This window comes from Oceanicaulis alexandrii DSM 11625 (assembly GCF_000420265.1).
Taxonomy (GTDB): domain Bacteria; phylum Pseudomonadota; class Alphaproteobacteria; order Caulobacterales; family Maricaulaceae; genus Oceanicaulis; species Oceanicaulis alexandrii.
The window spans coordinates 2,332,544-2,358,264 of the sequence record NZ_ATUP01000001.1; the positions used below are offsets into that span (position 1 = coordinate 2,332,544).

Here is a 25,721-nt window from a genome sequence, read left to right on the forward strand (position 1 = left end):
AGATAAGCTCTTAAGAACTGTTCGGCGGACCGGGTCCGGATCGCCGCCAAGGGGAGGCCTATCGCCATGAATTTTGAATATTCCGACCTCTGCAAAGACTATCAGGCGCGGGTGCGCGCCTTCATGGACGAGCATGTCTATCCCAACGAGCCGGTCTACGCCGCTCAGATGGCCGCGTTCGGAACCGAACGTTGGCAGGTCCCCGCCATCATCGAGGAGTTGAAGCAAAAGGCCAAGGCCGCCGGTCTGTGGAATCTCTTCCTGCCTGACAGTGAAGAGGGCGCGGGCCTGTCGAACTCCGATTACGCGCCGCTGGCGGAAGAAATGGGCCGGGTGCCTTGGGCCAGCGAAGTGTTTAACTGCGCCGCGCCCGACACCGGCAATATGGAAGTCTTTGTGCGCTACGGCACTAAAGAGCATCAGGAAAAATGGCTCAAGCCGCTGCTGGCGGGCGAGATCCGCTCCGCCTTCCTGATGACCGAGCCGGCGGTGGCCAGCGCCGACGCGACCAATATCGAGTGCAAGATCGAGCGTGATGGCGACGAATACGTCATCAATGGCCGCAAATGGTGGAGTTCGGGCGCCGGCGATCCGCGCTGCAAGGTCTTCATCGTCATGGGCAAGACCAATCCCGACGCCGACGTGCATTCCCAGCAGTCCATGGTCGTCGTGCCGGCTGACGCGAAGGGCGTGACCATCGAGCGCTTCCTGCCCGTGTTCGGCTATGACGACGCGCCGCACGGCCATATGGAAATCAAGCTCGAAAATGTCCGCGTGCCCGCCTCCGCGATCTTGCTGGGCGAGGGCCGAGGTTTTGAGATCGCACAAGGCCGGCTTGGGCCGGGCCGCATTCACCACTGCATGCGCACCATCGGCGCCGCTGAACGCGCGCTGGAGCTGATGGTCAAACGCCTGATGAGCCGGGAAGCCTTTGGCAAGCCGATCATCAAGCATTCGGTCTGGGACAGCCGCATCGCGCAGGCCCGCATCGAGATCGAGACCTGCCGTCTGCTCACCCTCAAGGCGGCGTGGATGATGGACACAGTGGGCAACAAGGTTGCCCGCGGCGAGATCGCCATGATCAAGGTGGCCGCCCCGCGCATGGCGCTGAAAGTCATCGATGACGCCATCCAGGCCCATGGCGGCTGCGGCGTCAGCAATGACACCCCGCTCGCCTATTCCTATGCCGGCATCCGCACGCTGCGCCTCGCCGACGGTCCGGACGAGGTGCACGAACGCACCATCGCCCGCCTCGAAGCCAAGAAATGGCTCAACGGCTAAGGCCTATCGATGTTCACGCCCCTCAAAGCCCCGGCGGTTGCGCCGGGGCTTTTCTTTTGCGGCCACGCTGTGGATAACCGCGTCTTGAAGTGATCTGATCGCCGTGTCCGCGCGTAAGCTCGTTCGTAGCGACAATGAGAACCGCCATGATGGACTTTCCCGCGACCTGGATTATCGCCGGCCTCGCCGCCCTGTTGGGCGTCGGCATGGGGCTGGGCGCCCTTATCGTGCCGCGCTGGGCGCAAAGCGTCGTGCGGCTGGCGCCGGATCCGCGCTGGAAAGGCGGCTGGTCGGAGTTTCGCGCCAGCTATGGCGGCGCGCTCTTGTTGCTGCACGCCGCGGTGCTGCTGACGATCGCGATGAGCTATCAGGCGGGCGCCGGCGCTGTGATGGGCGCCAGTTTCGCCGCCAGCTGCTATTGGCTGGGCATGGTGATCGGGCGCGCTTTGTCCATGCTGACGGACGCCGAGCAGGAGACCCGTACCTCCTACAACGCCATGGCGCTGGGCTTCGAGCTGGTGATGGCGGGCGCGCTGGGCGCGCCCTTCCTCAGCCATCTGGGCGGCTAGTCCGCCTCAGGCGCCTTCGGCGATGCTCCAGGCGTATTCGGCCATGGGCTGGACGAGGGCGCCCATTTCCTTGGCTTTTTCATTGGACGCATTGCCCTGCAGCGAGCGGGCGTAGACGCCCTGCACGATGCTGGTCAGGCGGAAAATGTTGTAGGCGAAATAGAAATCGAGCTTGGGGATGCCGTCCCGGCCCGTGCGCTCGCAATAGGCTTTGACATATTCGTCTTCGGTGGGGATGCCCATCGCCTTGAGATCCGCGCCCAGGAAGCCGTTGCGCATGTCTTTGGGCGTGCGCCATTGCATCAGCTGATAGGTGAAGTCCGCCAGCGGATCGCCCAGCGTCGACAGCTCCCAATCCAGAACCGCGATGACCTTGGGCTCGGTGGGGTGGAAGATCATGTTGTCGATGCGGTAATCGCCATGCACCACGCTGGTGCGTTCTTGCGCCGGCGCATGCTCGGGCAGCCATTCGATCAGCTTGTCCATCGCGGCGATGGTCTGCGTCTCCGCCGCCTTGTACTGCTTGGACCAGCGGCCGATGGAGCGCTCGAAATAATTGCCTGGTTTGCCGTAATCGCCCAGACCCGCCGCTTCATGGTCGATGGAGTGCAGATGGGCGAGGGTGGCGTTGGACGCGTCATAGATCGCGGCGCGATCCTCGGGCTTCAGATCGGGCAGATACGGGTCCCAGAAGATCCGGCCCTCAACGAAATCCATGATGTAGAAGGCGGTGCCGATGACGCTGTCATCCTCGCACAGGCCGAACATGTGCGGGGCGGGGAAGCCCTGCTCGCCGAGCGCCTTCATCACCCGGTATTCGCGGTCCACAGCATGGGCGGACGGCAAGAGCTTGCCCGGCGGCTTGCGGCGCAGCACATAGCGCGCCTTGGGCGTTTCAAGCTTGTAGGTGGGGTTGGATTGCCCGCCCTTGAACTGCTCGATGGTCAGCGGTCCCGCAAAACCCTCCACATGCGCCTGCATCCAGCGCTCCAGCGCCGCCTGGTCGAATTTCAGCGCGTCTGCGACCGGCTTGGTGCCGGTATAGGTGTCGTCAAGTTGGGACATGGGTCGGGGTCACTCTTGTTGTCTAAGTGGAAATCCCGGACGGTCAGAAAGACCGAGCCGGGACCTCATTGAAGGACTGCGCCAAGGGCGGAGAGAGGCCCCGGTTCGGCGCTGTGCGCCAACCGGGGCGTCAGTCTTACTCTTCGTTCTTGCGCACCACGCCGCGGGCCATGACGAAGTCGATGTCCATCAGCTCTTCGATGTCAGACAGCGGATCGCCATTGGTCGCCACGATGTCGGCGGCGAAGCCCGGCGCGATGCGGCCGATCGTGTCTTCCATCTGCACATGGCGCGCGCCCACGGTGGTGGCGGTGGCGAGCGCTTCCATCTCGGTCATGCCCGCCATGGTGTAGAGCAGGAATTCGCGGGCGTTGTCGCCATGGGCGGAGACGCCGGAATCGGTGCCGAAGGCGATGGTGACGCCGCCCTCATGGGCGCGGCGGACCATTTCCAGCATTTGCGGGCCGACCATGCGGGCCTTGGCGGCCTGGAACGGCGTCATCCAGCCGGCGTCGGCCTGATTGGCCACCCATTCGCCCGCCATGGCGGTGGGCACCAGCACCGCGTCATTGTCGCGGAACAGGCGCATGGAGTCGCGATCCAGATAGGTGCCGTGCTCGATGGAATCGCCGCCCGCGCGCAGGAAGGCGTTGATCCCGGTCACGCCATGGGCGTGGGCGGTCACCCGGCGGCCCATCATGTGCGCGGCCTCGACAATGGCTTCCAGCTCGTCTTCAAAGAACTGCTGTTCGACCCCGGCGCCGGTGGAGGAGAGCACCCCGCCCGTGGCGGTGATCTTGATAACGTCCGCGCCTTCCTGAACCAGCTGGCGGGTGGCGCGGGCGCAATCGGCCGGGCCGTTGCAGGCATAGGGGCTGGCGTTCTGGCGCATGAATTCCACGCTCCAGCCATTCACATCGCCATGCCCGCCGGTGGGCGTCACCGCGCCGCCCGCAATGCGCAGGCGCGGGCCGACAATGTCGCCTGCCTCGACGCCGGCGCGCAGGGCGCGCACGGCTTCCATGTCGCCGCCCACATCCTGAACGGTGGTGAAGCCCGCCATCAGGGTGCGGCCCGCATACAGGACGCCGTCAATGGCGCGGTCCGCGCTGCCTTCTGTGAAGGCGGAGATGCGGCGGCCCGGGCCTTGTTCGTTGGTGATATGCACATGGGCGTCGATGAAGCCGGGCATCACCCAGGCGTTCGACAGATCCACGATCTCGGCGCCGTCGGGGCTGACAAAGCCGTTTTCGATCGCTTCGATCGAATCGCCGCGCACCAGAATGGAGACTTCGCTCTGCACGCGTTCCTCGCCGGGCGCAGCGATCAGATGGCCGGCATGGATGACGGTGAGCGGCGCTTCGCCATGATCGTCGGCGAACGCCGGTGCGGCAGTGAGCGTGAGTGCGCCAAGCGCAGCAATCGTGCGGTTCATGTCTGTCTCCCCTTTGGTGCTCTTTAGAGCTTAATCGCAAAAGTGTCCGGCTCCGGGGCGAGTGTCAAACCTCAAACGGCAGGAAACAGGGGGCGTGCCATGCAAAACGCCCGGCGCGAGGGCCGGGCGTTTGCAGAGATAGTCAAGAGCATCAGCAGGGCTTAGAGGCCCGGCAGTTTGCGGCGCACGGTGCGGCGGCGCTCGATTTCGACTTCGCCGCCGCCGGTGACGCCCTCGATCGCGGCGGTGGCGTCGTCGGGATCAATCGGCTCGCCGCCTTGCTGGACCAGGCGCTCATTGTCACGCCAGAACAGCACGCGGTCTGCAAAGCTCTGATCCTTGCGGATCAGGGATGCGGTCTCGCCGTCGATGATGGCGCGCACATTGGGATTGGCGTCTGCAGCGCCGGCGCGCGAGGCGAACAGGATTTCAGCGTCGCTGGCGTTGGTGCCCGACAGGTCGCCGAACAGGGCGCGACGCGCCTGCTGGTCCTGGAACATGTCTTCAGCGCGCAGCTCGCCTGGACGCGGCGGCGTCAGATTGTATTCGGGCGGCACTGACAGCGGCGCAATCGTCACGACGCGGAACTCGTCCGGGGTGGTCTTGTCTACGCCAAGGGCCTGGCGGACGCCGGAATTACAGCCGGTCAACGCGAACAGGGCGGTGGCGGAAAGGATCAGGGCGGTGCGCATACGCATGGGTCGAAAGCTCGCTTTCATGGGCGGTTCTCACCGCTTGTATCAGACTGGCGCACGCTCTGGCCAGAGGCCCGGCGCCGCTGGAAGACCGGTTTAGCGGTCCCCGTTCACGATCAGGTCCAAAATCATCACGGCGACGCCGATGCAGATGCCTGCGTCCGCGACGTTGAAGACATAGGGGAAGTACAGCCCTGAGAAATCGAAAAAGTCGACCACCGCGCCATAGATCAGCCGGTCGATCACATTGCCGATCGCGCCGCCGATGATCAGGGCGAAGGCCAGAGCCTGCAATCGGCGGGTGGTCTGGAACATCCATACGATCAGCATGCCGGCGATCGCCAGCGACACCGCCGCCAGGAGATAGCGCTGCAGATCGGAATCCGCCTGAAACATGCCGAAGCTGACGCCGTGATTCCACACCATGGTCAGGTTGAACCACGGATCGAGGACCTGAACCTGTTGCGGCGTGCGCCCGTCCAGATCGAGCCCGTACAGGATCCAGTATTTGCTGGCCTGGTCCGCGATCAGCACAAGCACGGCGATGATAAAGCCGAAAATCGTGAACGATCCGGCGCTGCGCCGACGCGAAAACATTCGCTGCATGATCAAGTCCCTGCATTCCCTCTGAAGAAACGCTTAGCAGGGCGCACGCCAGACGGTCCAGTGAAAGCGCCGCAATCTGACTGCGACGAAATCTGACTGGGCGCTTCGGCGGGGTTGGTTGTGACAGCAGGCTGAAGCCGGAAGCTGTTCTGGCCAGGTTCGTCGGTTAGCTGTGTATACGCCTCAGCCTTCTGGGGCGCTCTCGTCTGTCGTCTGCGTCATGTCATTGATATACCCATGGCGGCCCAGAAAGGCGCTGATGGCGTGACGAGCGCGTGTAATGTCCTCTTCAGCGACGTCGAAATCTGATTCCTGATTGTCTAGATTGCGCGTCAAAAGATGGCCGACATCGTTAAAAGTCTCGATCTCGCATTCAGTCTGGAAATCGTGCAGGCGGTCGCAATAGCCCATCGCATAGGCATGCGGGGTCAGAGTATCCTGCTCGCCACTGATGATCAGCGTTGCCGGCGTGGTCTCTGAGACGTGCTCGAAAGGCGAATACTCCGCCGGATCATCAGGCTGGCCGAGCAGGCGCTGGAACCAGCCATCCTGACTGGTGCGAATAGCCGGCGAGTAAAGAACAAGCAGGTCGGGACCCTGAGTGCCGTCCGGACAGCCGACGGTGGCCATGGAGGCGGCAAGATGCCCGCCAGCGGACACGCCATAGGCGGCGATCCGGGACGGGTCGACGCCAAGCGATGACGCCTGCTCGCGGACCCACGCCAGAGATGCACAAGTGTCGTGAAGAGCATCAACTGGTGTCACGCCATTTCTGGACAGGCGATATTGAACAGAGATTGCGACCATGCCCTGATCCGCCAGACGCCGGGCGGAGCTTTCCATCCAGGCAGGGGAGCCATAGGCCCAACCGCCTCCATGCAAGAGGATGATAGCGGGGGCTGGGTCTGGGCTGGAGGAATGAAACACATACGCTGACAACGCTTCGCCATCAGGGCTTCTGTAGGTGTGCACCGCGTCAGCCTCAGTTTGTGCTTGCGCTGTTGAAGCGGCCAGCAAAAGCGCCAGCGTCGGCAGGAATGCAATCATGGATATGGTCCGAAATTGAAGTGTGATGGGATGCTGACGATAGCACAGTGCGTGTGCACGTCTTGGCAAGGCGCATGTAAGGCGTGCGCACTAAGTCCGATATGGAGCGTCTGCGCTACCGCCGCCCGAACAACCGTTCGATATCGGCGAGTTTCAGCTCCACATAGGTGGGGCGGCCGTGATTGCATTGGCCCGAATGGGGGGTGGCTTCCATCTCGCGCAAGAGCGCGTTCATTTCATCGCCGGTGAGGCGGCGGCCCGCGCGCACCGAGCCGTGACACGCCATCGTGCCAACCACCTCTTCGAGCTTTTCTTTCAGAGACAGCGCTTCGTCATATTCAGCGATCTCGTCGGCCAGGTCGCGAATGAGGCCCTGCACGTTCAGGCGTTTGAGAAGAGCGGGCGTCTCGCGCACGGCCAGCGCGCCCGCGCCGAAGGGTTCGACGATCAGGCCTAGCTCGGCCAGCTGATCGGCGCGGTCGAGCACACGGCGCGCCTCGGCCTCATCCAGTTCGACGATTTCAGGCACCAGCAAAGCCTGTCGCGCCACGCCGGTGGCAGCGAGTTGTTTCTTCATCCGCTCATAAACGAGGCGCTCATGGGCGGCGTGCTGATCGACGATGACCAGGCCGTCCTCGGTCTGGGCGATCACATAGGTGGCGTGCACCTGCGCCCGCGCCACGCCCAGCGGATAGTCAGGATGCTGGGTTTCTGGCTCTGACCCGCCCTCTACAGGTTCGCCGCCATATTGGGGCTCGGTGCGCGCGGACATGCCCGGCGCGAGATCTGAGCGTTCAGAATGGGACGTCTCGGTCCGGGACTCGCCATAGCCGTAACCCGACGTCTCATGATGCTCGGACAGCTGGCTTTCCCAGGCGGGGGAGGGCCGGTTCGCCCAGCCGCTGGAGATCGAACTGCCCCGCGTCAAAGGCAAAGCGTGAGACGGCGCGCCTTCAGGCCGCGCTCGTCCGAGCGCATAGCCAGCGACCGTGGTGGAGGCGCGGTGCCCGGCGCCCGCCAGCGCATGACGCAAAGCGCCGACGATCAGCCCGCGCACCAGCCCTGAATCGCGAAAGCGCACTTCGGCCTTGGCCGGGTGCACGTTCACATCCACATGGCCGGTGGGCAGATCCACATAGAGCGCCACCACCGGGTGCCGGTCGCGCGCGAGAAAATCCTGATAGGCGCCGCGCACCGCGCCGACGATCAGCTTGTCCTTGACCGGGCGGCCATTGACGAACAGGAACTGGTGCTGGTTCGAGCCGCGATTATAGGTGGGCAGGCTGGCGAGCCCGGTCAGGTGCACGCCTTCGCGCTCCTGATCGATGACCAGAGCGTTCTCGCCAAAATCCGCGCCAAGAATGGACGACAGACGGCCCCGCCGCGCTTCGTCGCGATCGTCAGTGGTTTCCGCCGGGGCGGAGACGCGCGAACGGCCCTCGACCGACAGGAAGAAGCCCACATCGGGGCGGGCCAGCGCCAGACGCTTGATCACGTCTGCAACGGCGGTGCTCTCGGCGCGTTCGGATTTGAGGAATTTGAGACGGGCGGGCGTCGCGTAAAACAGATCGCACACCTCGACGCGCGTGCCGCGACGGCCCAGCGACGGCGCCGGGCGCGGGCCGGATTTGATTCCGCCTTCGACGCACAGCTCCCAGGCTTCACCCAGCTCCTGGTCCTGTGTCGTGATCGTCAGCCGCGCCACAGACCCGATGGAGGGCAGGGCTTCGCCGCGAAACCCCATGGAATGGATATTCAGAAGATCATCCTGGCCGTCTTCGCCCACCGGCAGCTTGGAGGTGGCGTGCCGCTCGATGGCGGTTTCCAGCCCGTCGGAATCCATGCCCGAGCCGTCATCCTCGATGACGATGCGGGTCAGCCCGCCGCCCTCGATGCGCACGTCGATCCGGCGCGCGCCGGCGTCCAGCGCGTTCTCCACCAGCTCCTTGACGGCGCTGGCGGGGCGCTCGACCACTTCGCCGGCGGCGATGCGGTTGACGGTTTCTGGCGACAGGCGGCGGATGATGCTCATGGGACCAACCTCGCGACGCGGTGTGAGTCGGTCAAGAAAGCCGTGCTGTTTGCCATCTTCCGTTTGCGCAAAGAGACGTGATAGGAAAGCGGTATGACCGATACTGATCTGACATCTTTTGATCGTGATTTCACCGGCGAGGCCATGCTCGAGTATGGCGACGCGGATTTCATGATCCTGAAACCCGGCGCTTATGTGAAATGCGCGGTGACGGGTGAGAAAATCGCCATCAACAATCTGCGCTACTGGTCCGCCGAGCTGCAGGAAGCCTATCTGGACGCCAACGCCGCCACGGCGCGCTGGCGCGAGGTCTATCAGGGCCCTGGCAGCACCAAACAGCAAAAACCGGGATAATTCTCATGGTTCTGATCGCCGCGCTCGCTCTTGTTCAATCCGTCGCCGCTGCGCCGGAGGGTGCGGCTGATCCCATGGCGGCGCTGATCGCGGAAAGCGCGCCAAGCGCGGTTTCGCCGATCAATTGCGCGGGAACCCATCGTCAGGGCGCGATGATCGTCTGCCGCACCGCGCCGGGCGCCGATGTGAGCCTGGGCGACATCACCGTGTCCGCCGATGACGAGGGCTGGGTGGTTCTGGGCCATGACCGCGACGCTGAGCCCCGGACGCTTCTGAGCGTGCGCGCGGCGGGGCTGTCCTATGAAGAGACCGTCACCGTCCAGCAGCGCGAGTATGACATTCAGCGCATTGAGGGCGTGCCCCAGCAATACGTCACCCCGCCTGAAGACGTGCTCGACCGGATCCGCGCCGAGGGCCGTGAAAAGCGCAACGCCTATCAATCACGCTGGGCGGGCGACGGCTTCGCCACCCTGTTTGAAATGCCGGTCGAGGGCCGCATGACAGGCGTTTACGGCAGCCAGCGCTATTACAATGGCGAACCGCGCCGGCCTCATTACGGTATCGACATCGCCGCGCCGGGCGGCACGCCGGTGATCGCGCCCGCGGCGGGCGTCGTCACCCTGGCTGATCCCGACATGTATTACGAAGGCGGGCTGATCTTCATTGATCACGGCCAGGGCCTGACCAGCGCCTTCCTGCATCTGGGCGCGGTGAACGTGGAAGTCGGCCAGCAAGTCGCGCAAGGCGAAGTGATCGGCGAAGTGGGCTCGGGCGGCCGCTCCACCGGCGCGCATCTCGACTGGCGCATCAAATGGCACAACCGCTATATCGATCCCGCCGCCGCGCTCGAGGTGGACCCCAGCGGTTTGCGGTAAGCGCCTGAAGTCCCGGACCCGTCGCGGTCTGGCTTTTTTCTTCTCTTTCCCGGCGAAGGCCGGGACCCAGAGATCATCAAGCGCCGCACATCCGGCTCTGGATCCCGGCCTTCGCCGGGACAGAGATAGATATTCATATCCTGAACATGTCATCCCGGACGCGCAGCGATCCGGGATCCACCGAAATCACTCTGTTCTGTTTACCCAGACGCCTGCAGCAGATCCCGGCTCAAGGCCGGGATGACGGGAAAAGTGAAACGGTTGAGAGCGTCCCTCTCCCATCTTTGAGGGGAGAGGACAGGTGAGGGGTGAGCGGCGGGGCAGGTTTCAGGCGCTGCGCATATTGAAACGCACCCCCTCACCCAAACTCTCCCTCTTGTTCAAGGGGGAGAGGGGAGGCGCCTAAACCCCCTCCGTCTTCGCCTTTTTATACAGCGATTTCTCAAACCGGCGATGCACCCAGAACCATTGGCTGGGGGCTTCGCGGATACGGTCTTCGATGAAGCGGTTGATGGTGGTGACGGTCTCAAGGATGGCCGCCGCGTCCTGACCGTCGGGCTTGGGCAGGGGCTCGTAGATCGTCACCTTGAACCGGGCGCCGTCCTTGCGCACCACATTCATCGGCACCAGCGGGCAGTCATAGCGCAGCGCCATGCGCGCAGGACCGGCGGCGGTCATGGCGTCCCGCCCGAAAAACGGCGCGGCGATGCCGTCATTCATCTTCTGATCGTTCATCAGCCCGACCGAGGCGCCCGCTTTCAGCGCCTGCATCAGCTCCTTGGCGCCATGGCCGCCCTTGGGCGCCAGGATGTTGACGCCATAGGCCTTGCGCTGGTCGATGATGCGTTTGTCGATCAGCGGGTTGTTGGCGTGGCGATAGGTGATGCGGCAGTCTTTCATCTGCTGCACGATCACGGCCGCGAGCATTTCCCAATTGGCGAAATGGCCGCCCACCAGCACCGCCGGGCGCCCCTGACGGTCGAGCTCGGCGAGGATGTCCGCGCCCACCACTTCGACCTGATCGCTGCCGGGGCTGAAATCAAAGCGGTGCATGTTGGGGAACTCGCCGACGACGCGGCCGAAATTGTCCCACATGGCGTCCAGCAATCCGTCGATTTCGCGCTCTGACGCTTCGGGAAAGGCGATTTGCATGTTCACCCGCGCCACATGATGCACGGAGAGTTTCGGCCCCAAAGTGCGCAGCAGCTTGGCGCCATAGTCCGAGGCGCGCTCCAGCCCCATGGAGCGGAACAGGCCCTGATAGGCGTCCCAGCCCAGGGCTTCGGCGCGAAAGCCGATGGATTTCATCAAATCTGACATGGCTCTGGCTTAGCGGGAGTTGGCGAAGGAATCCATGGCCTGATCAATCAGCGCGTCCAGCCGCGCCTCATCCTTGAACACGGCGCGCACAGGCCAGGCGATGACCGAACCCTTTACCCCGCCGGGCAGGCGCACATGGTCTTTTTCCGTGGTGATCAAGGTGGCGTTATGGCTTTCAGCCAGATCGGCCAGTTCCTCGATCTCGCCACGGGTGAAGGCGTGGTGATCGGGAAAGCTCGCCGTGTCGGCCAAAGTCCCGCCCGCCGCTTCCAGCGCGTCGTAGAATTTCTGCGGCCGTCCGATGCCCGCGAAGGCCAGAAGCGGGCCTGAGGGCGGCGCGGCTTCCGGCGCCAGCCAGGCGGTCAGCACCGGGATTTCAAGATCTGAAAGCTGAAGCTTGTCCAGATCGGGCGTGAACTCGGCGCTGGGACACATCACGATCACCGCGTCGGCGCGCGCCAGGCCCGCCTTGACCGGTTCGCGCAACGGCCCGGCGGGAAAGATCGTGCCCGGCCCCCAGCCGGTCACCGCGTCCACCACCACGATGGAGAGCGTTTTTTCAAGGCTGGGGTTCTGATGGCCGTCATCCATGAGGATGAGGTCCGCGCCCTCCTGAGCGGCCATCATCGCGCCTTCGGGGCGGTGGCGAGCCACATAGACCGGCGCCAGCCGCGAGAGCAGCAGCGGCTCATCGCCCACATCCGAGACGGAATGCAGCTTGGCGTCGACCTTCACAGGCCCGGCAAGCTTGCCGCCCCAACCGCGGCTGAGCCCCGCCGCTTTCAGCCCTTTTTGACGGGCGGCGCGCATCAGGGCGGCGGTCACCGGCGTCTTGCCGACCCCGCCCACCGTCAGATTGCCCACGCAGATCACCGGCGCGGGGGCTGGCGCAGGCGTTGTGGTGCGGAGGCGGCGCGCCCCGGCCCAGGCGTAGAGCGCCCCCAGCGGCGAGAGCAGCGCGCGGGTCAGCGCGGCGGAGCTGCGCGGGGCGGTGTCATCCCAGAAGGGCGGCGCTCTCATCCTTTGGGTCCTTGGTCGAGAAGTCGGTTCAGATGGGACAGGGTGAGGGGCAACGCGCCGCCGGGCAAGGCGTCGAGCGCCGCCCGGGCGTTTTCGATCATCCTGCCGCCATCGCTCCAGCCCTGGCGGATTTGCGTTGCGACCTCGTCCGCCGTGTGCGCGACGCTGCGCGCGTCATGGGCGTCATAGACCGCGTAGACATCCGCAAAGCTGTCCACATAAGGACCGGTCACGACCGACGCGCCCGCGCGGCTGGCCTCAATCGGGTTATGCCCGCCAATGCCGTCCATGAAACTGCCCGCGATCACCGCAACCGGGCACAGCGCATACCACAGCGCCATCTCGCCCAGCGTATCGGCCAGCCAGACCTGCACGCTCTGAGGCGTTTCGCCCTTGGAGCGCTGGGCGAAGCTGAGCCCCGCCGCGTTCAGGATATCCGCCACTTCGCTAGCGCGCTCGGGATGGCGCGGGACCAGGATCATCAGCGCGTCGGGCTGGTCTTTCAGCAGAGCTGCATGGGCGTTGGCGATCAGCGTTTCCTCGCCCGCATGAGTGCTGGCGGCGACAAAGACCGGACGGTCGCCGATCAGCGCCTGACCCTCAGTCAGCGTCTCGGGGTCGGGTGCGGGCAGGCCGCATTCGAGTTTCAGATTGCCGGCGTTCGTGATCGGCTGGCCGGTGAGTTTGGACAGACCGTCCGCCGTGCGTTGGTCCGCAGCGCCGATCCAGTCAAATGCGCCCAGAAGCGTGCGGGCGCTTTGGGGCCAGCGCGCCCAGCCGTCCAGTGATTTCTGGTTCATCCGCGCATTCATCAGCGCCAGCGGCACGCCGCGCGCTTTCGCGGCGAGGATGAGGTTCGGCCAAAGCTCGCTTTCGGTGAACACCGCCAGATCGGGACGCCAATGATCGAGAAAGGCGCTCACCCAGTCTGGCGCATCCACGGGCGGAAACTGATGGATCAGCCGATCCAGGCCGCGTCGCGCGATGAGGTTTGCAGAGGTGAGCGTGCCCGAGGTGATCAGCACATGGGCGTTCGAATGCTGAGCGAGCAGGGCTTCAGCGACCGTCAGCGCCATCTGGCTTTCGCCGACGCTGGCGGCGTGCAGCCAGATCAGCCGGCCCTCGGGTCGCGGCAGTCCCGCCTGTCCCAAGCGTTCGGTCAGCCGGTCTGGATCTTCCTTGCCGGCGCGGGCTCGCCGGTTCAACAGCCAGCGCGCCGCCGGCTTCAGGGCGGTGGCGGCGGCGCGATAGAGCGACAGGCCGGCCGCACTCATGCCGCGTCCTGTTGGGCGTCCGGGCGCGGCGCGGCGATGATCGCTTCGCCCCGGCAGGCGAGATCAGCTTCCATATTGGCGCTGATCATGCGCGCCTCCAGCGTGGCGCGGGCCTCTTCCAGCTGATCCTTGTCCGCGTCCTTGGCGATCCGGACAGGCTCGGCCCAGACGATGACGCCCTTGCCAAAGGGCAGCGGCAGGACGAACCGGTCCCAGCTCTTGAAGATGATCGCGTTGGAGGTGGACCAGCCCAGACCCAGAATGGGCGCGCCCGTCGCGCGGGCGAGTTTCACCGCGCCGAGGCCGGCGCGCATGCGCGGCCCGCGCGGCCCGTCCGGGGTCAGCGCCATGCAGCCGCCGCCTTCGACCCAGCGGACCATTTCGCGAAACGCGCTCAGCCCGCCTTTCTGCTTGGTCTTTTTCTTGTTGCGCGATGAGCCGCGCACGACTTCCACCTTGTGATGGGCGGCGACCTTGGTGACCACATCGCCTTCGCGGGAGCGGGAGATCAATATGGCGGGCGGCTGCACGTCTTTGGGCCAGGCGGCGATGGTCATCAGGATCCGGCCATGCCAGACGCCGCAGATCACGCCGTCCCCGCCCGCCCAGATCTGTTCAGCGTGTTCGCGCCCGCGCACCTCCCAGCGGGTGGTGGCTTTGACAAGGCTCATATAGCCCGCCAGCAACGCGGCGATCAGCGCTTGAACGGGGGCCGAAGAGAGGATGGACTTCAACATGGTCTGCGCTGGATCGCCGCCCCGGACCGATCCGTCAAGCGTTCCGTGCGCGTCAATCGCACGCAACAGGTCATTGCAAGCTGTGCTCAAGCGCCTTACTTCAGCCCGCCATGACGTATGATTTGAACGATCCGGCGGATTACAAGCGCGCGATGAAGGGCCTGATGTGGGGCGATCATGGCGTGCTGCGCCAAAGCTTTCACAACATGCACCGCGTAGGCGGCGAGATGTGGCGCGGCAATCAGCCCAGCCCCAAGCGGCTGAAAGCGCTCAAGGATATGGGGTTCAAGACGATCCTCAACCTGCGCGGGACCCAGCCGGGGCGGCACTATTATGATCTTGAGCATCATACCTGCGCCGAGCTGGGCCTTGAGATCGTCGACCTGCCCTGGGGCTCGCGTGAGGCGCCGTATGTGGAGCGGATCGAGCATCTCATCAAAGTGTTCGACGAAATCGCCTACCCCGCCTTCATGCATTGCAAGTCCGGCGCGGACCGGGCGGGCATCGTGGCGGTGATGTACAAGCTCTTGCACGAGAAGGCCCCGTTTGAAGAGGCGGTCGAGCAGCTCTCGTTCAAATACGGCCATATCAAGCAGGGCAAGACCGGCATGCTCGATCATTTCTTTGACCTCTATCGTCAGAGAAACGCCGCTTCGCCGATCGAGTTTCTGGACTGGGTGCGCACCGAATATGACCGCCAGGCGTGCCATGACGGCTTCATGGCCAGCTGGTGGGGCTCGGCCCTGACCGAGAAAATCTTGCGCCGCGAATAGCTTGAGGTTGATGGCGCACCGCTTGCATCTTCTGGATGCAGGAGGGAGCGCCTCATGCCGATCACCAGCCATGTCCGGGCTTTGCAAAGCCGGTTTCCGCGATTTGTCGACGCCAAGGCGAGCGCCCAGCGTTTCATGCGCCGCACGCTGCGCCGTCCGTTCGAGCGCGAATTCTCGCTGCTCTCACGCTGGCGGCCCGATCCGGGCGAGGTCTTCATTGATGTGGGCGCCCATCGCGGCCAGAGCGTGGACGCCATACGGCTCTATCAGCCCAACGCCCTGATCCATGCGTTTGAACCCAATGTGCCGCTGGCGTGTTCGCTGGCGACCCTGTTTGACGATGATCCTGCGCTGGCGGTCTATGCCTGCGGGTTAAGCGACAAAGACGAGGCGCGGCGGCTGTACGTGCCGGTCTATCGCAGCTTTGTCTATGACGGGCTGGCCTCCTTTGATCCTGACCAGGCGGGCGGCTGGCTGAGCGAACACCGGGTGAGCGGGTTTGATCCGGATCAGCTGGAAATGATGGCGGGCGAGGCGCGCACCTTCACGCTGGATATGCTGTCGCTCAATCCCGGCTTTCTCAAGATCGACGCGCCGGGCTGGTTCGCCTCGGTCGTGCGCGGCGCCAAAGAGACGCTTCAGCGCTGCCGTCCGCTCATCCTGATGCAGACCAATGAGCTCGCCGATCAGGCGCTGACCGAAGAGCTGGGCTATACCCGCGCCGCCTTTGACGGCGACCGCCTCCGTCCGGGCGAGGAAGGCCGCGAGAATACGGTCTATGTGCCCGGCGAGCGGGTGGGTGACTTGAAGCGCTGCGGGCTGTGGCCGGCTTGAATGTCTCTCCCTCCTCTCTCCCCGCGCAGGCGGGGATCCAGAGCCGTATGCGCAGTGTGAGATGATCTCTGGGTCCCGGCCTTCGCCGGGAAAGAGGGATTTGTACGCCTCGAAATGTGGATGAAACCCCGGCCAAGCGCAGCGCAGAGCCGGGGCCTCCATCAGGATAAGGCGCTTCAAGCGGAGGGAGGTCCCGGGTCTTCGCTTCGCTCGCCCGGGAATTCAGGACCTGACTACCCGTCCGCGAACTGCAGCGCGCTCAATTGCGCGTAGAGGCCGGTCTGGGCGATCAGGCTGTCATGGTCGCCGCTTTCCACGATCTCGCCCGCCTTCATGACATAGATGCGGTCCGCCTTGCGCACGGTGGCGAGGCGGTGGGCGATGACGATGGTGGTGCGGTCGCGGCTCAGCTCATCAAGGGCGTGCTGGACCCGCGCTTCGGACTTGGCGTCGAGCGCGCTGGTGGCTTCGTCGAGCAACAGGATCGGCGCATCTTTCAGGATGGCGCGGGCGATGGCCACGCGCTGGCGCTGACCGCCGGAGAGGTTTGAACCCTTGGGCCCGGCTTGCGTGTCATAGCCGCTCGACAGGCCCAGAATGAAGTCATGGGCGTCGGCGGCCTTGGCGGCGGCGATGATCTCGTCATCCGAGGCGCCGAGCTTTCCGAGCGCGATATTGTTTCTGATCGTGTCGTCAAACAGGGTCACCTCCTGGCTGACGAGCGCCAGTTGGCGGCGCAGCGAGGAGAGCTGGGCCTGGGCGATGTCCTGACCGTCGATCTCGACCGAGCCTTCACGGGGATCATACAGCCGCGCGATGAGGTTCAAGAGCGTCGTCTTGCCCGAGCCTGATGGCCCCACCAAGGCGATCGTCTCGCCCGGCTTGGCGTCCAGCGTGATGTGCGACAGCGCATCCACGCCCGGCTCATACTGGAAGCTGACATCATTGACGCGCACATGGCCGCCCGTGAGGACGAGGGGTTTGGCGTCGTCGGCTTCGGTGAGCGTGGGCTGTTCATCGAGCAGGGCGAAGACCCGGTCGAGCACCGCGAAACCTTCCTGCAGCACGCCCGAGAGCGAGGCGAGGGCGCGGATGGGCGAGCTCATCACCCCGAAAGCGACGATGAAGCCCAGAAGGTCCGACAGTTCCGTCGCGCCGTTCAAGGCGCGCCAGCCGGCGAAGCCGAAAATCACTGCCAGCGCGACGCCGGCGGCGACTTCCATGATCGGCTCGATCCGGGCGCGCTGGGCGACCATGGCCAAGAGCAACTCAAAGCGCTGCTGGAAGCGGCCTTTGGCGCGGGTCTGCGACCAGTCTTCGAGCGAGAAGGTCTTGATCATCCGGGCGCCGGAAAAGCCTTCTTCGAGAAAGCTCGACACATCGCCCATCTGGTCCTGAATATCGCCCGAGCGCTTGCGGATCGCCTTGCCGATGACGGTGATGGGGTGGCCTGCGAGCAGCAGCACGGCGAGTACCACCAGCGTCAGCGCCCAGTCGAGCCAGAACAGCACCGCCAGACAGCCCACCACGGTCAGGAAATCGCGGGTGAGGTTGTTGGCGGCGCGGATCAGTCCCTCGCGCAGCATGGTGATGTCGTTTGTGAAGCGCGAGATGATCGCGCCCACCGGCTCACGCTCCAGCCTTTGGAAATCGGCGGTGATCAGCCGGTCGAACATGGCGACCTGAAGATCACGCATGATCGCCAGCGCCAGCCGGTTGGTGGCGAGGTTTTGTAGAAACAGGCTGACCGAGCGCACGATCACCGCGCCCAGGATCAGCGCCGGCGCCAGCCAGAGCACGCTGGGGTCGCGGTTTTCCAGAAGGCCGGACGCCTGTTGCACCACCACGCCATAGCCTGACGCCGCCGCCGCCGTGATGGCGGCGAGCAAACTCGCCCAGGCGAGAAGCCCTTTATGCTTGGTGATCTGCTCGCGCCATAACCGCTTCGCCAACGCAAAGGAGCGCGCGCGTTGAGGCTTGGGCGCGCCGGGCAGGGCGCCGTCGGTTGCAGGCGGGTCAGCAGACAGGGCGCTTAGTCCTTTTTGGACGGATCCAGCATCTTGTGCGCGTGGATCACGAAATAACGCATATGCGCATTGTCCACGGTGCGCTGGGCGGCGGATTTCCACGCTTCGCGCGCAGCGTCGTAATTGGGATAGGCGCCGACGAAATCGACCTTGGAGAGGTCTTTGAATTCGGGCGCGCAGGGGCCGATATCTTTCAGCTCGCCGCCAATCACCAGATGGAGCAGTTGTTGTTCAGAGGTTTCGGTCATGGGGAGTCTCCCGAAAGGACGTTATGGGGTCTGCGTCAGGCGCTCTAATAACAAGGCGTGCAGCACCGGGCCAGCCGCCAGAGGCGGGTCCTGAACAGCGCTCGTCCTGTTATAATACATCGGCTCGCCTTTCGACGAAGTGAAGACGCCGCCTGACTCCTCCACCAGTAAATGACCCGCCGCCAGATCCCAGTCCCACTTAGGTCGGACCGCCACCACCGCGTCCGCTTCGCCCTCAGCCAGTCGGCACAGGCGCAAGGCCGCGGAATTGACGGTGTGCGCCTCAGCGCCGAGCGCGCGCAGATCCGCCAGCCGTCCGGGGTCGCCGATCAGCCGCGCGTCGGTGATCCGGTCATGGGTGCTGATGGCGAGCGGCGCGCCATCCTTGCGTGCGCCATGGCCCAGGGCCGCGTCATACATCGCATCGGCGCTGGGGTCGTAGATCGCAGCGGCGACCGGGCGGCCATCCTCCACAACGGCGCAGGAAATGACGAATTCGGGCTTGTTCTTCAGGAAGGCGCGAGTGCCGTCGATGGGATCAATCAGAAAGCTGCGCTTGGCGGTCAGCCGGGACTGATCGTCCACGGTCTCTTCCGACAGCCAGCCATAATCGGGACGGGCCGCTTTCAGACGTTCCTGAAGCAGGGCGTCCGAGGCGAGATCCGCTTCGGTGACCGGATCGCCGGGCAGTTTCTCCCAGTCGCGCATGCCGCGCGCCCGAAAGGCCAGCACCAGCTCGCCTGCGGCGCGCGCCGCATCCGCCAGCAAGTCCCGGTCTGCGCGCGGGTCGTACATCAGCGCCCGCCGATGGACAGCGCATCCACCAGAACGCTCGGGGCGTTGATGGCGCTGTCAAATTCCAGATCCGAGCCGGGGACAAGCCGTGCGAAGATGTCCAGCAGATTGCCCGCCACGGTGATTTCGCTGACGGGACCGCCCAGTTTGCCGTTCTCGATGGCGTACCCCGCAACGCCCACCGACCAGTCGCCGGTGTTGGCGTTCAGCGACGGACCGAACATCTCGCTGACCAGAACGCCGGTTCCGGCGGCCTCGATCAGGCCGTCGCGGTCCAGCTCGCCCGCGCTCAGATGCACGTTGGAGGCGCCGACGCCCGGCGCGCCGCCGAGATTGCGCGACGCGTGCCCGGTCAGCTCCAGCCCCAGCTGGCGCGCGCTCGAGGCGTTCAGAAGCCAGGTGGTCAGCATGCCGTCTTCGATCAGGGCGCGCGGTTTGCAGGCGATGCCTTCCGCGTCCACCGCACGGGCGCCGAAGCTCCAGTCGCGCAACGGGTCCTCGATCACGTCCACGCCTTCGCTGAACAGGCGCTCGCCCATCTTGTCGCGCAGGAAGGACGTGCCGCGGGCGATGGCCGGGCCGGAAATCGCGCCCAAAAGCGAGGAGATAAAGGTGGTGGAGACACGCTTGTCGAACACCACCGCCATCTTGCCGGTCGAGAGTTTTTCCGCGCCCACGCGGCTGACCGCGCGTTCGCCGGCGCTGAGGCCGATTTCCTGCGCCGTCTTGAGGTCCGAGCGGCGACGGGCGGCGTGGGTGTCGTAATCGCGCTCCATCGCGCCGGAGGCGTCCTTGGCGATGGCGGCGACGCCCAGCCCGCAGCGCGAGCCCAGACGGGCGCGTTCAAATCCGGTCGAGGTCACGAAGGCCGATCCGCCGACGCCCGCGCTGGCGCCGCAGCCTGAGGTCATTGCGACGCCTTTGACGCCCAGGGCGGCCGCTTCTATCTCAAGCGCGGCGGCTTCCAGCTGCTCCGGCGTGAAGTCCGACGCTTCATAGGTGTTGATGTCGGGCAGGTTGCGGGCCAGTTTTTCAGGCTCGACCAGACCGCAATACGGGTCTTCCGGCGCGGCCTTGGCCATCGCCACCGCACGTTCGACGGCGAGGCTCATCCCTGCTTCGGAAAGATCAGAGAAGGCGACGCCCGCCTGGCGTTTGCCGATCAGAACGCGCAAGCCCGCATCGCGGGTCTCGCTGCGTTCGACGGTTTCCAGCTTGCCCTCGCGAACGCCCGCTTCGATGGCGCGCGATTCAGACAGCAGGGCCTCGGCGTCCTGAGCGCCGGCCGCCTTGGCGCGGTCGACCAGCTCATGAGCCAGGGAAAGAAGCGAACGGGTGTCGGGCGCGCCCAGGCCGGCGCTGGCGTTTTGATCGGTCATACCGATCCCATAACGTCAACACGACCCCGAGCGCAACGCGTCAGATCGGCTGAAGGCTCAGCCCGTGACCGCGTGAAGGATCAGACCGACCGCCAGAACCGCATAAATGGTCATGGTCAACAGGGCGCCGAGAAAGCGACCGATATTAGGTCCGTCCTGGGTGGCGACGCCCCAGCCATGAATGCCGCGCGCGACCGTCAGCGTTACACCGACAGCGTGAATCGCCATGACCGGCGCGCCGATCAGCGCCATCACCACCAGAGCGATCAGCACGCCCGGCGTCCATTCCGCGCCATTGGCGTGGGCGCGGCAGGCGCGTTCGAGGTCGGGGCTGTCGCCCATCCCCAGGCTGGTCTTGGTGCTGAGCCGATATCGGACCACATTGGCCCCGAGGATCAGCAGAATGAGTAAGTTGAGGCCAACATACAGGCTGGCGACTTGCATTGCGGTCATGGATTCCCCCTGCGGCGCGCCGGTTATCCGGCGTCGTCATTGTCTTGGGGCAGGCTTGCGGCCTGCCGGATCGCGTCCGCCAGAACTTCAGGCGCCTCGGCGCCGGAGACTGCGAACTGTCCATTGAAAATAAAGCACGGCACGCCCTGTACGCCTAGCCGCCGGTAGAATTGCTCTTCGTCCAGAACCGCCTGAGCGTCCTGGTCTGACTGCAGCAGCGAGGCGACGATGTCGGCGTCCAGTCCGATCTCGCCCGCCAGCTGTGTCAGCACGGCCAGATCGCCAATATCGAGATGATCGTCAAAGAACGCCTTGTGCAGGCGTTCGGAGGCGGCTTCGCCCAGATCCTGACCTTGCGCCCAGCGGATGACGCGATGCGCGTTAAGCGTGTTGGGCCGCATGGGGATGCCGGAAAAGCGGAAGTTGATCCCGGCGGCGGGGCCGGCCTGTTCAAGATGCTCACGCATCATCTTGAAGCGGTCGTCCGGGCCATCGCCGAACTTCTTTTTCATATAGTCCTTATAGGCGACGCCGCCGGGCGGGATCGCGCCGTCCAGCTGAAACGGACGATACAGGGTTTCGGTCTGGATCTCGGGAACCAGCGCTCGGGCCTGATCCCAATAGCGCAGGCCAAGCCAGCACCAGGGGCAAACCACGTCAGAGACGATATCAACGGAAACTTGGGTCATGGCCGGACCCTAGAGCGTTCGCACCAGCTCGAAAAGATCAGCCGATGCAAACCTGATTGCGACCGCCTTCCTTGGCGTCATAAAGGCCGCCGTCGGCGCGTGCGAGCATGTGCTCGCCGGTCGAGTTGAGATCGCCGGGGTTCAGAACGGCGAGCCCCAGCGAGGCCGTGACGGGGATGCGCTGTCCCACATCGTTCTCCACATGCATGGCCTGGACGGTCTCGCGCAGGGTTTCGCATGTCTGGCGCGCTTGCTGCTCATCCTGACCGGGCAGAACAACGGCGAATTCCTCGCCGCCCAGTCGGCCCAGCATGGCGGGCGGGCGGAGCTGGGCTTTGAGCTGGCGCACGGTCTCGATCAACACCCGGTCGCCGCTGGCATGGCCATGGGTGTCATTGATCTTCTTGAAGAAATCAAGATCAACCATGCCGACGCTGAACGGCAGCGCCTGGTCGAGCGCTTTCTTGTGTTCGCGCTCCAGCGTGCGCATGAAGACCCGGCGATTATACGCCCCGGTCAGTGCATCCGTCTCCGCTTCGTTCCGCATGCGCTGGGTCAGGCGCACAATGCGCGACGCCGCGCGCAGGCGGGCTTTCAACTCATTGGGATCGAGCGGTTTCGTCAGATAATCGTCAGCGCCTGAATCGAGCGATTCAGCGAGCTTGTCCTCTTGGCCTGACGCGGTCAGCACCATGGTGTGAATATGCTCGGTCTCGGGGTTGGCCTTGACCAGCCAGCAGCTCTCAAGCCCGGAGAAATCGGGCAACTCGATCGCTGTCATGAAAATGTCGGGCGGGTTGTCGGCCAGCTGTTTGAGGCTGTCTTCGGCATGACCGGACGAGCTGGTCTCAAAGCCGGCTTCGCCCAGCATGCGGCACAGAATGGCGCGCTGAACCCGGCTGGCTTCGCAGATATGGATATGCAGCCGATCTTCGCCGGCATCCAGGACGGGCGCCGACACATTGGGGGATGCACCCGCAGCAGGGATGGATTCTGACACAGCCATGGGGGCACACTAGGTGTGAAGCCTTAACGGCTTCCTGAGCATCGGCGGAGTTACTGCAGTCAGTTCGCGCGATTTACGCTTTCGCGTCCAGCAACTTACCGATCATCTCATCGGCCGTGCGAATGACGCTGACGGCGGCTGAGGCCTGGTGTTCAGCTTTGATCATATCGACCATGGCGGTGACATAGTCATCGTCAAAAGAAGAAACGCGCCCGCCGGGTCCGGCGGGTGGTGGGGGGGCGTCGGATCGCCCGGCAGGCGCGTCAGGAGCTGAAGCGCTTTGGGTAAGCGCGGCAGGGATGGTCGATGGGCGAACGCGGTTGACCATGCCTGCCGCAGCATCCAGCCGCGCTGTGGCGGCTTGGAAGGCTTGTACGCCGGATGAGAAAACCGAGTTCATACCCAGACCATGCGTCCAACATCCGGAAATTGCACGCGGAACTGGTAATGTGAGTTACCGCGGGGTTAAGCGCTTGGCGCGTTCTGTTTCTGATAGTCTTTAGGGGTCAGCCCGGTTTCACGTTTGAACGCCTTGTAGAAGGTGGAGCGTGAATTGAAGCCGACTTCGAGGGCTATGGTCAGGACCGAGGCTTCTTGTGCCAGCAATAAGGGCTGGGCCGCTTGAACGCGCCATCGCGCCACATAATCAAAAAATGTCGTGCCCAGATGCCCGTTCAGGGTTTGGGAGACATGATTGTGGGGTGCGGCCACATGCTTGGCCAGTTTTTGGAGCGACAGCGTGGGGTCCAGATAGAGCGCCTCGGCTCGCATGGCCGTTTCGAGCTTGCGGGCGATGTGTTCCATGCGTTCGGACGATAACGCCGAGCGGGCGTACTTGTCCGGCTCGGGGGGCAGTGCAAGCGGGATGTCTTGAGCGGGCATTTGTCCGGTGGCGAAGACCACAAGCATCAGCACGGCCAGGCCAATCGTGAGAACAACCCCTTCAGCCGGCACGATCAAACCAGGACCCAGATTGTCACTGATGACTGAGAGGCCTGAGAGGCCCCAGCCGATGACGAGCATGAGGATGAACCCATCCATCCAGCGCAGCTCGTACGCTTCGGTATTGGAATAGAGGGTTTTGAGCCGGGCTCTGTAGCGCGACAGGTGTTTCACGATCACGGCCAGGTAAATCAGGGACGTCACGGCCCAGATCAGAATGAGCGCAAAGGTTGTCAGCGCGAGCAGGGCCGGGAACCAGCCCTCTGGCAGATCGCCTTCGATCAGCAGTGTTCGCCGGACCGGCCCGGGCAGGGCCCAGTAGCCGATCATGACAATCACGCCGATGAACGGGAGGCCCAGATGCCGACGCCGCCAGGGCCTGTGGTCGATGGCGTCAATCCGCTCTGTGACATACTGGAAAAGACAGGCCGGCAAGAGCATGAGGCAGGGCAAGAGCGCGGGCAGGTACAGATCATACACGGGTCTGGCGAACCGCGCGATCAGCGGCAGTCCGGCCAACCCCAGAAACAATCCGAACACGACGATCAGCGTAGGGCGACCGGGCGCCGGTGCAGACCCGCGCAAAGTCATGACAACGCCGGTCAGGGAAATGCCGACCAGTACGGAAGAGATCACGAGCAGTGCGTCAGTTTGCATGGCTTGGGTCTAGTTCAGCGCATTGCCCCGTTCAATCGCTATCCCTGCCTGATTGTGTCCTCGCCCTCACGCGCGGACGACGTTTGGCCGTCTCGCCTCCTATGCCGATGAGACATATGCGCGGCGTTCGCGCGGACACGTCATGGAAGTGCGGGATGATGACTGAGCCTGATCTGTTGGGGATCGCCCATTTTGCAGTGGGGTGCGTGGCCGTGCTGGCCGGACTGGCGGCCTTGTCATCTCGCAAGGGGCAGGTCTGGCACCGCGCCTCGGGGTCCATCTTTGTGATCGCCATGCTGGCCCTGGCGCTCAGCGGTCTCTGGCTCAGTCTGGCGCGAGACATTCTGTTCACGGTGTTTCTGTCAGGCATAGCGGGACATGCCGTCTTGACCAGTTGGGCTGCGGCCCGACGACAGGCCTGGCTCTCAATCGTTCTGGCGCGATGGTCCGGCCTTGTTTCAGGCGGGCTGTGTCTGGGGGCTGTGTCGGGCGGGCTGATTGCCGCGTCTTCCCCTGAGGGAAGGCTCAATGACCTCCCCCCGGCAGCCTTCTACTTGCTTGCGGGGGTGAGTTTCGGGCTGTTCGTGCTGGATCTGTTTTATGCCCGAAACACGGCGCCGCAGCGCGTGAGCTGGCTCAGTCGTCATCTCTGGCGGATGGGTTTCGCCTTCTTCCTGGCCACAGGGATCTTTTTCTTTGGCAATAACCACGTGCTGCCCGAAGCGCTTCGCACTCCGCTTGTTCTGTCTGTCCCGGTTCTGACCGTGATCGGTTGGACCTTGGTCTTCGGGGTGAAAGTCCGGCTCGCAGCCGGTGGAATGCAGCGCTGATGTCCACGCCGTCACGCGGACACACACGGCAAGCCTCAACGGGCTAGACCGATTTCAAACTGACTTTTGAAGGAAGGGAAGACGGATGTTTCAACGTCTCGGTGGAGTGGCCGCAATCGCGGCGGGCCTGACCTACGTGATCGGGTTCTGGGTCTATTTCAGCATATTGGGGCCGGTTCAGTATGGCAGCCTGTCCGTGCCTGCGGAGCAGCATGTGGGGTTCCTGGTTGAAAATGCGGCTCTGATGTCAGCCTGGAATCTGGTGATCTATGTGCTCAACGCCGTGCTCATGGTGGTGTTGGTCATCGCCGTGCATCAACGGGTGAAAGCGGCTGCGAATGGATTGGTGCAAACCGCGACGGCGTTCGGACTGATCTGGGCGGGATTGATCCTGGCCACGGGCATGTTGACCAATGTGGCCACCAGCCAGATCGTCCAGCTCGCCGAAACCGATATGGCCGCTGCCGCATCCTTGTGGCGGAGCACGGTCGTGGTGGCGGCCGGACTGGGCGGCGGGAATGAGATCACCGGCGGGCTGTGGATCGTTCTGCTTAGCCTGGCCGGGTTTCAGTCCCGGACCCTCCCCATGCCGGTCAATCTGCTGGGGCTGGTGGTGGGCGGCGCGGGCGTAGCCTCAACCCTGCCCGTCTTGGCCTCGGTCGCGACGATGATTTTCGGGCTCGGCTTTATTGCGTGGTTCTTTGTGGTGGGCGTGGCCCTGCTGGTCATGAAACCGGAACGGGCGACGGCCTAAGCCGTTGCGCCGGGCGCTGGGGCC

The 25,721-nt window shown here is 64.2% G+C and carries 27 protein-coding genes; 8 read left to right on the forward strand and 19 right to left on the reverse strand.

Translation table 11 applies throughout. The features are described from left to right. Positions 1-66: 66 nt before the first annotated feature. Together G405_RS0111120 and G405_RS0111125 are read left to right on the forward strand one after the other, a co-directional pair. Positions 67-1,281 carry an acyl-CoA dehydrogenase family protein gene (locus tag G405_RS0111120; RefSeq protein ID WP_022701599.1) on the forward strand — a complete coding sequence of 405 codons (1,215 nt, stop codon included), beginning with the start codon at positions 67-69 and terminating at the stop codon, positions 1,279-1,281. Positions 1,282-1,427: 146 nt separating this feature from the next. Further along, a complete protein-coding gene (locus tag G405_RS0111125) occupies positions 1,428-1,850 on the forward strand; it encodes a hypothetical protein (RefSeq protein WP_022701600.1) in 423 nt (140 codons plus the stop codon). 6 nt (positions 1,851-1,856) lie between these two features. Here the strand turns inward: G405_RS0111125 and G405_RS0111130 are convergent, their stop codons facing one another. The 6 genes from G405_RS0111130 to mutL form a co-directional block, all read right to left on the reverse strand. Next, complete coding sequence (locus G405_RS0111130; protein WP_022701601.1) at positions 1,857-2,915, reverse strand: phosphotransferase; 1,059 nt, start codon at positions 2,913-2,915, stop codon at positions 1,857-1,859. Between the two features lie 136 nt (positions 2,916-3,051). Next, entirely contained in the window at positions 3,052-4,350 is a 1,299-nt protein-coding gene (locus tag G405_RS0111135; RefSeq protein WP_022701602.1) for a metal-dependent hydrolase family protein, read from the reverse strand. A gap of 161 nt (positions 4,351-4,511) precedes the next feature. Continuing rightward, positions 4,512-5,069 (reverse strand): DUF3035 domain-containing protein, encoded by a 558-nt coding sequence (locus tag G405_RS0111140; protein WP_233346027.1) that lies wholly within the window; start codon positions 5,067-5,069, stop codon positions 4,512-4,514. 72 nt (positions 5,070-5,141) lie between these two features. After that, a complete protein-coding gene (lspA, locus tag G405_RS0111145; protein ID WP_233346028.1) occupies positions 5,142-5,651 on the reverse strand; it encodes a signal peptidase II in 510 nt (169 codons plus the stop codon). A gap of 183 nt (positions 5,652-5,834) precedes the next feature. Then, a complete protein-coding gene (locus tag G405_RS15855; protein WP_051143348.1) occupies positions 5,835-6,698 on the reverse strand; it encodes an alpha/beta hydrolase in 864 nt (287 codons plus the stop codon). Positions 6,699-6,813: 115 nt separating this feature from the next. Then, the gene (gene mutL, locus G405_RS0111155) at positions 6,814-8,730 is read right to left on the reverse strand and encodes a DNA mismatch repair endonuclease MutL (protein WP_022701606.1); all 1,917 of its coding nucleotides are present in this window, start codon (positions 8,728-8,730) and stop codon (positions 6,814-6,816) included. 93 nt (positions 8,731-8,823) lie between these two features. Between mutL and G405_RS0111160 the strand changes: the two genes are divergently transcribed. Beyond that, on the forward strand, positions 8,824-9,084 hold the full coding sequence (locus G405_RS0111160; protein WP_022701607.1) for a DUF2093 domain-containing protein: 261 nt from the start codon (positions 8,824-8,826) through the stop codon (positions 9,082-9,084). A 5-nt stretch (positions 9,085-9,089) separates the two neighbouring features. Further along, positions 9,090-9,959: a M23 family metallopeptidase gene (locus G405_RS0111165; protein ID WP_022701608.1), complete on the forward strand. Its 870-nt coding sequence runs from the start codon at positions 9,090-9,092 to the stop codon at positions 9,957-9,959. A gap of 402 nt (positions 9,960-10,361) precedes the next feature. On the opposite strand, the gene G405_RS0111170 is transcribed toward G405_RS0111165, so the two are convergent. From G405_RS0111170 to G405_RS0111185, 4 genes are read right to left on the reverse strand one after another with little or no spacing between them, the layout of a single operon-like run. After that, on the reverse strand, positions 10,362-11,279 hold the full coding sequence (locus G405_RS0111170; RefSeq protein WP_022701609.1) for a lysophospholipid acyltransferase family protein: 918 nt from the start codon (positions 11,277-11,279) through the stop codon (positions 10,362-10,364). A gap of 9 nt (positions 11,280-11,288) precedes the next feature. Further along, positions 11,289-12,299: a tetraacyldisaccharide 4'-kinase gene (gene lpxK, locus G405_RS0111175; RefSeq protein WP_022701610.1), complete on the reverse strand. Its 1,011-nt coding sequence runs from the start codon at positions 12,297-12,299 to the stop codon at positions 11,289-11,291. Continuing rightward, positions 12,296-13,573: a 3-deoxy-D-manno-octulosonic acid transferase gene (locus tag G405_RS15860; RefSeq protein ID WP_022701611.1), complete on the reverse strand. Its 1,278-nt coding sequence runs from the start codon at positions 13,571-13,573 to the stop codon at positions 12,296-12,298. The genes lpxK and G405_RS15860 overlap by 4 nt, the downstream gene beginning before the upstream one ends. Continuing rightward, the gene (locus tag G405_RS0111185) at positions 13,570-14,400 is read right to left on the reverse strand and encodes a lysophospholipid acyltransferase family protein (protein ID WP_022701612.1); all 831 of its coding nucleotides are present in this window, start codon (positions 14,398-14,400) and stop codon (positions 13,570-13,572) included. The genes G405_RS15860 and G405_RS0111185 overlap by 4 nt, the downstream gene beginning before the upstream one ends. A 20-nt stretch (positions 14,401-14,420) precedes the next feature. Between G405_RS0111185 and G405_RS0111190 the strand changes: the two genes are divergently transcribed. Both G405_RS0111190 and G405_RS0111195 read left to right on the forward strand, forming a co-directional pair. Next, positions 14,421-15,083, forward strand: coding sequence for a fused DSP-PTPase phosphatase/NAD kinase-like protein (locus G405_RS0111190; RefSeq protein WP_022701613.1), 663 nt, complete (start codon positions 14,421-14,423; stop codon positions 15,081-15,083). Positions 15,084-15,137: 54 nt separating this feature from the next. Then, positions 15,138-15,917, forward strand: a complete 780-nt coding sequence (locus G405_RS0111195; protein ID WP_022701614.1) for an FkbM family methyltransferase — start codon at positions 15,138-15,140, stop codon at positions 15,915-15,917. Positions 15,918-16,150: 233 nt separating this feature from the next. On the opposite strand, the gene G405_RS0111200 is transcribed toward G405_RS0111195, so the two are convergent. The 9 genes from G405_RS0111200 to G405_RS16620 form a co-directional block, all read right to left on the reverse strand. Further along, positions 16,151-17,869: an ABC transporter ATP-binding protein gene (locus G405_RS0111200; protein ID WP_022701615.1), complete on the reverse strand. Its 1,719-nt coding sequence runs from the start codon at positions 17,867-17,869 to the stop codon at positions 16,151-16,153. 80 nt (positions 17,870-17,949) lie between these two features. After that, positions 17,950-18,192, reverse strand: a complete 243-nt coding sequence (locus tag G405_RS0111205; protein ID WP_022701616.1) for a DUF4170 domain-containing protein — start codon at positions 18,190-18,192, stop codon at positions 17,950-17,952. A 21-nt stretch (positions 18,193-18,213) separates the two neighbouring features. Next, positions 18,214-18,987 (reverse strand): 3'(2'),5'-bisphosphate nucleotidase CysQ, encoded by a 774-nt coding sequence (locus G405_RS0111210; protein ID WP_022701617.1) that lies wholly within the window; start codon positions 18,985-18,987, stop codon positions 18,214-18,216. Further along, positions 18,987-20,366 carry a TldD/PmbA family protein gene (locus tag G405_RS0111215; protein WP_022701618.1) on the reverse strand — a complete coding sequence of 460 codons (1,380 nt, stop codon included), beginning with the start codon at positions 20,364-20,366 and terminating at the stop codon, positions 18,987-18,989. Before G405_RS0111215 ends, G405_RS0111210 begins: the two co-directional genes overlap by 1 nt. A gap of 57 nt (positions 20,367-20,423) precedes the next feature. Then, the gene (locus G405_RS0111220) at positions 20,424-20,819 is read right to left on the reverse strand and encodes an MAPEG family protein (protein WP_022701619.1); all 396 of its coding nucleotides are present in this window, start codon (positions 20,817-20,819) and stop codon (positions 20,424-20,426) included. A gap of 23 nt (positions 20,820-20,842) precedes the next feature. Further along, positions 20,843-21,508, reverse strand: coding sequence for a DsbA family oxidoreductase (locus tag G405_RS0111225; RefSeq protein WP_022701620.1), 666 nt, complete (start codon positions 21,506-21,508; stop codon positions 20,843-20,845). A gap of 37 nt (positions 21,509-21,545) precedes the next feature. Then, positions 21,546-22,514, reverse strand: a complete 969-nt coding sequence (locus G405_RS0111230; protein WP_022701621.1) for a GGDEF domain-containing response regulator — start codon at positions 22,512-22,514, stop codon at positions 21,546-21,548. Between the two features lie 73 nt (positions 22,515-22,587). After that, positions 22,588-22,842, reverse strand: a complete 255-nt coding sequence (locus G405_RS17015) for a flagellar basal body rod C-terminal domain-containing protein (protein WP_160092149.1) — start codon at positions 22,840-22,842, stop codon at positions 22,588-22,590. A 137-nt stretch (positions 22,843-22,979) separates the two neighbouring features. Beyond that, the gene (locus tag G405_RS16620) at positions 22,980-24,113 is read right to left on the reverse strand and encodes a helix-turn-helix domain-containing protein (RefSeq protein WP_022701623.1); all 1,134 of its coding nucleotides are present in this window, start codon (positions 24,111-24,113) and stop codon (positions 22,980-22,982) included. A gap of 155 nt (positions 24,114-24,268) precedes the next feature. On the opposite strand from G405_RS16620, the gene G405_RS0111245 reads away from it, so the two are divergent. Further along, positions 24,269-24,943 (forward strand): DUF2306 domain-containing protein, encoded by a 675-nt coding sequence (locus G405_RS0111245; RefSeq protein WP_022701624.1) that lies wholly within the window; start codon positions 24,269-24,271, stop codon positions 24,941-24,943. Between the two features lie 85 nt (positions 24,944-25,028). Further along, entirely contained in the window at positions 25,029-25,697 is a 669-nt protein-coding gene (locus tag G405_RS0111250) for a DUF4386 family protein (RefSeq protein WP_022701625.1), read from the forward strand. Positions 25,698-25,721 lie beyond the last annotated feature (24 nt).

What these genes read in the sequence shown, in the direction of transcription:
- G405_RS0111140 (WP_233346027.1), bottom strand. Translation starts at nt 5,069, where the DNA reads ATGAAAGCGAGCTTTCGACCCATGCGTATGCGCACCGCCCTGATCCTT.
- G405_RS0111215 (WP_022701618.1), bottom strand. Translation starts at nt 20,366, where the DNA reads ATGACCGATCAAAACGCCAGCGCCGGCCTGGGCGCGCCCGACACCCGT.
- G405_RS0111170 (WP_022701609.1), bottom strand. Translation starts at nt 11,279, where the DNA reads ATGTCAGATTTGATGAAATCCATCGGCTTTCGCGCCGAAGCCCTGGGC.
- G405_RS0111245 (WP_022701624.1), top strand. Translation starts at nt 24,269, where the DNA reads ATGATGACTGAGCCTGATCTGTTGGGGATCGCCCATTTTGCAGTGGGG.
- G405_RS0111250 (WP_022701625.1), top strand. Translation starts at nt 25,029, where the DNA reads ATGTTTCAACGTCTCGGTGGAGTGGCCGCAATCGCGGCGGGCCTGACC.
- G405_RS0111125 (WP_022701600.1), top strand. Translation starts at nt 1,428, where the DNA reads ATGATGGACTTTCCCGCGACCTGGATTATCGCCGGCCTCGCCGCCCTG.
- lspA (WP_233346028.1), bottom strand. Translation starts at nt 5,651, where the DNA reads ATGCAGCGAATGTTTTCGCGTCGGCGCAGCGCCGGATCGTTCACGATT.
- G405_RS15855 (WP_051143348.1), bottom strand. Translation starts at nt 6,698, where the DNA reads ATGATTGCATTCCTGCCGACGCTGGCGCTTTTGCTGGCCGCTTCAACA.
- G405_RS0111195 (WP_022701614.1), top strand. Translation starts at nt 15,138, where the DNA reads ATGCCGATCACCAGCCATGTCCGGGCTTTGCAAAGCCGGTTTCCGCGA.
- G405_RS0111210 (WP_022701617.1), bottom strand. Translation starts at nt 18,987, where the DNA reads ATGTACGACCCGCGCGCAGACCGGGACTTGCTGGCGGATGCGGCGCGC.
- G405_RS0111160 (WP_022701607.1), top strand. Translation starts at nt 8,824, where the DNA reads ATGACCGATACTGATCTGACATCTTTTGATCGTGATTTCACCGGCGAG.
- lpxK (WP_022701610.1), bottom strand. Translation starts at nt 12,299, where the DNA reads ATGAGAGCGCCGCCCTTCTGGGATGACACCGCCCCGCGCAGCTCCGCC.
- G405_RS0111130 (WP_022701601.1), bottom strand. Translation starts at nt 2,915, where the DNA reads ATGTCCCAACTTGACGACACCTATACCGGCACCAAGCCGGTCGCAGAC.
- G405_RS15860 (WP_022701611.1), bottom strand. Translation starts at nt 13,573, where the DNA reads ATGAGTGCGGCCGGCCTGTCGCTCTATCGCGCCGCCGCCACCGCCCTG.
- G405_RS0111135 (WP_022701602.1), bottom strand. Translation starts at nt 4,350, where the DNA reads ATGAACCGCACGATTGCTGCGCTTGGCGCACTCACGCTCACTGCCGCA.
- G405_RS0111205 (WP_022701616.1), bottom strand. Translation starts at nt 18,192, where the DNA reads ATGACCGAAACCTCTGAACAACAACTGCTCCATCTGGTGATTGGCGGC.
- G405_RS0111220 (WP_022701619.1), bottom strand. Translation starts at nt 20,819, where the DNA reads ATGACCGCAATGCAAGTCGCCAGCCTGTATGTTGGCCTCAACTTACTC.
- G405_RS16620 (WP_022701623.1), bottom strand. Translation starts at nt 24,113, where the DNA reads ATGCAAACTGACGCACTGCTCGTGATCTCTTCCGTACTGGTCGGCATT.
- G405_RS0111165 (WP_022701608.1), top strand. Translation starts at nt 9,090, where the DNA reads ATGGTTCTGATCGCCGCGCTCGCTCTTGTTCAATCCGTCGCCGCTGCG.
- G405_RS17015 (WP_160092149.1), bottom strand. Translation starts at nt 22,842, where the DNA reads ATGGTCAACCGCGTTCGCCCATCGACCATCCCTGCCGCGCTTACCCAA.
- G405_RS0111190 (WP_022701613.1), top strand. Translation starts at nt 14,421, where the DNA reads ATGACGTATGATTTGAACGATCCGGCGGATTACAAGCGCGCGATGAAG.
- G405_RS0111120 (WP_022701599.1), top strand. Translation starts at nt 67, where the DNA reads ATGAATTTTGAATATTCCGACCTCTGCAAAGACTATCAGGCGCGGGTG.
- G405_RS0111225 (WP_022701620.1), bottom strand. Translation starts at nt 21,508, where the DNA reads ATGACCCAAGTTTCCGTTGATATCGTCTCTGACGTGGTTTGCCCCTGG.
- mutL (WP_022701606.1), bottom strand. Translation starts at nt 8,730, where the DNA reads ATGAGCATCATCCGCCGCCTGTCGCCAGAAACCGTCAACCGCATCGCC.
- G405_RS0111230 (WP_022701621.1), bottom strand. Translation starts at nt 22,514, where the DNA reads ATGGCTGTGTCAGAATCCATCCCTGCTGCGGGTGCATCCCCCAATGTG.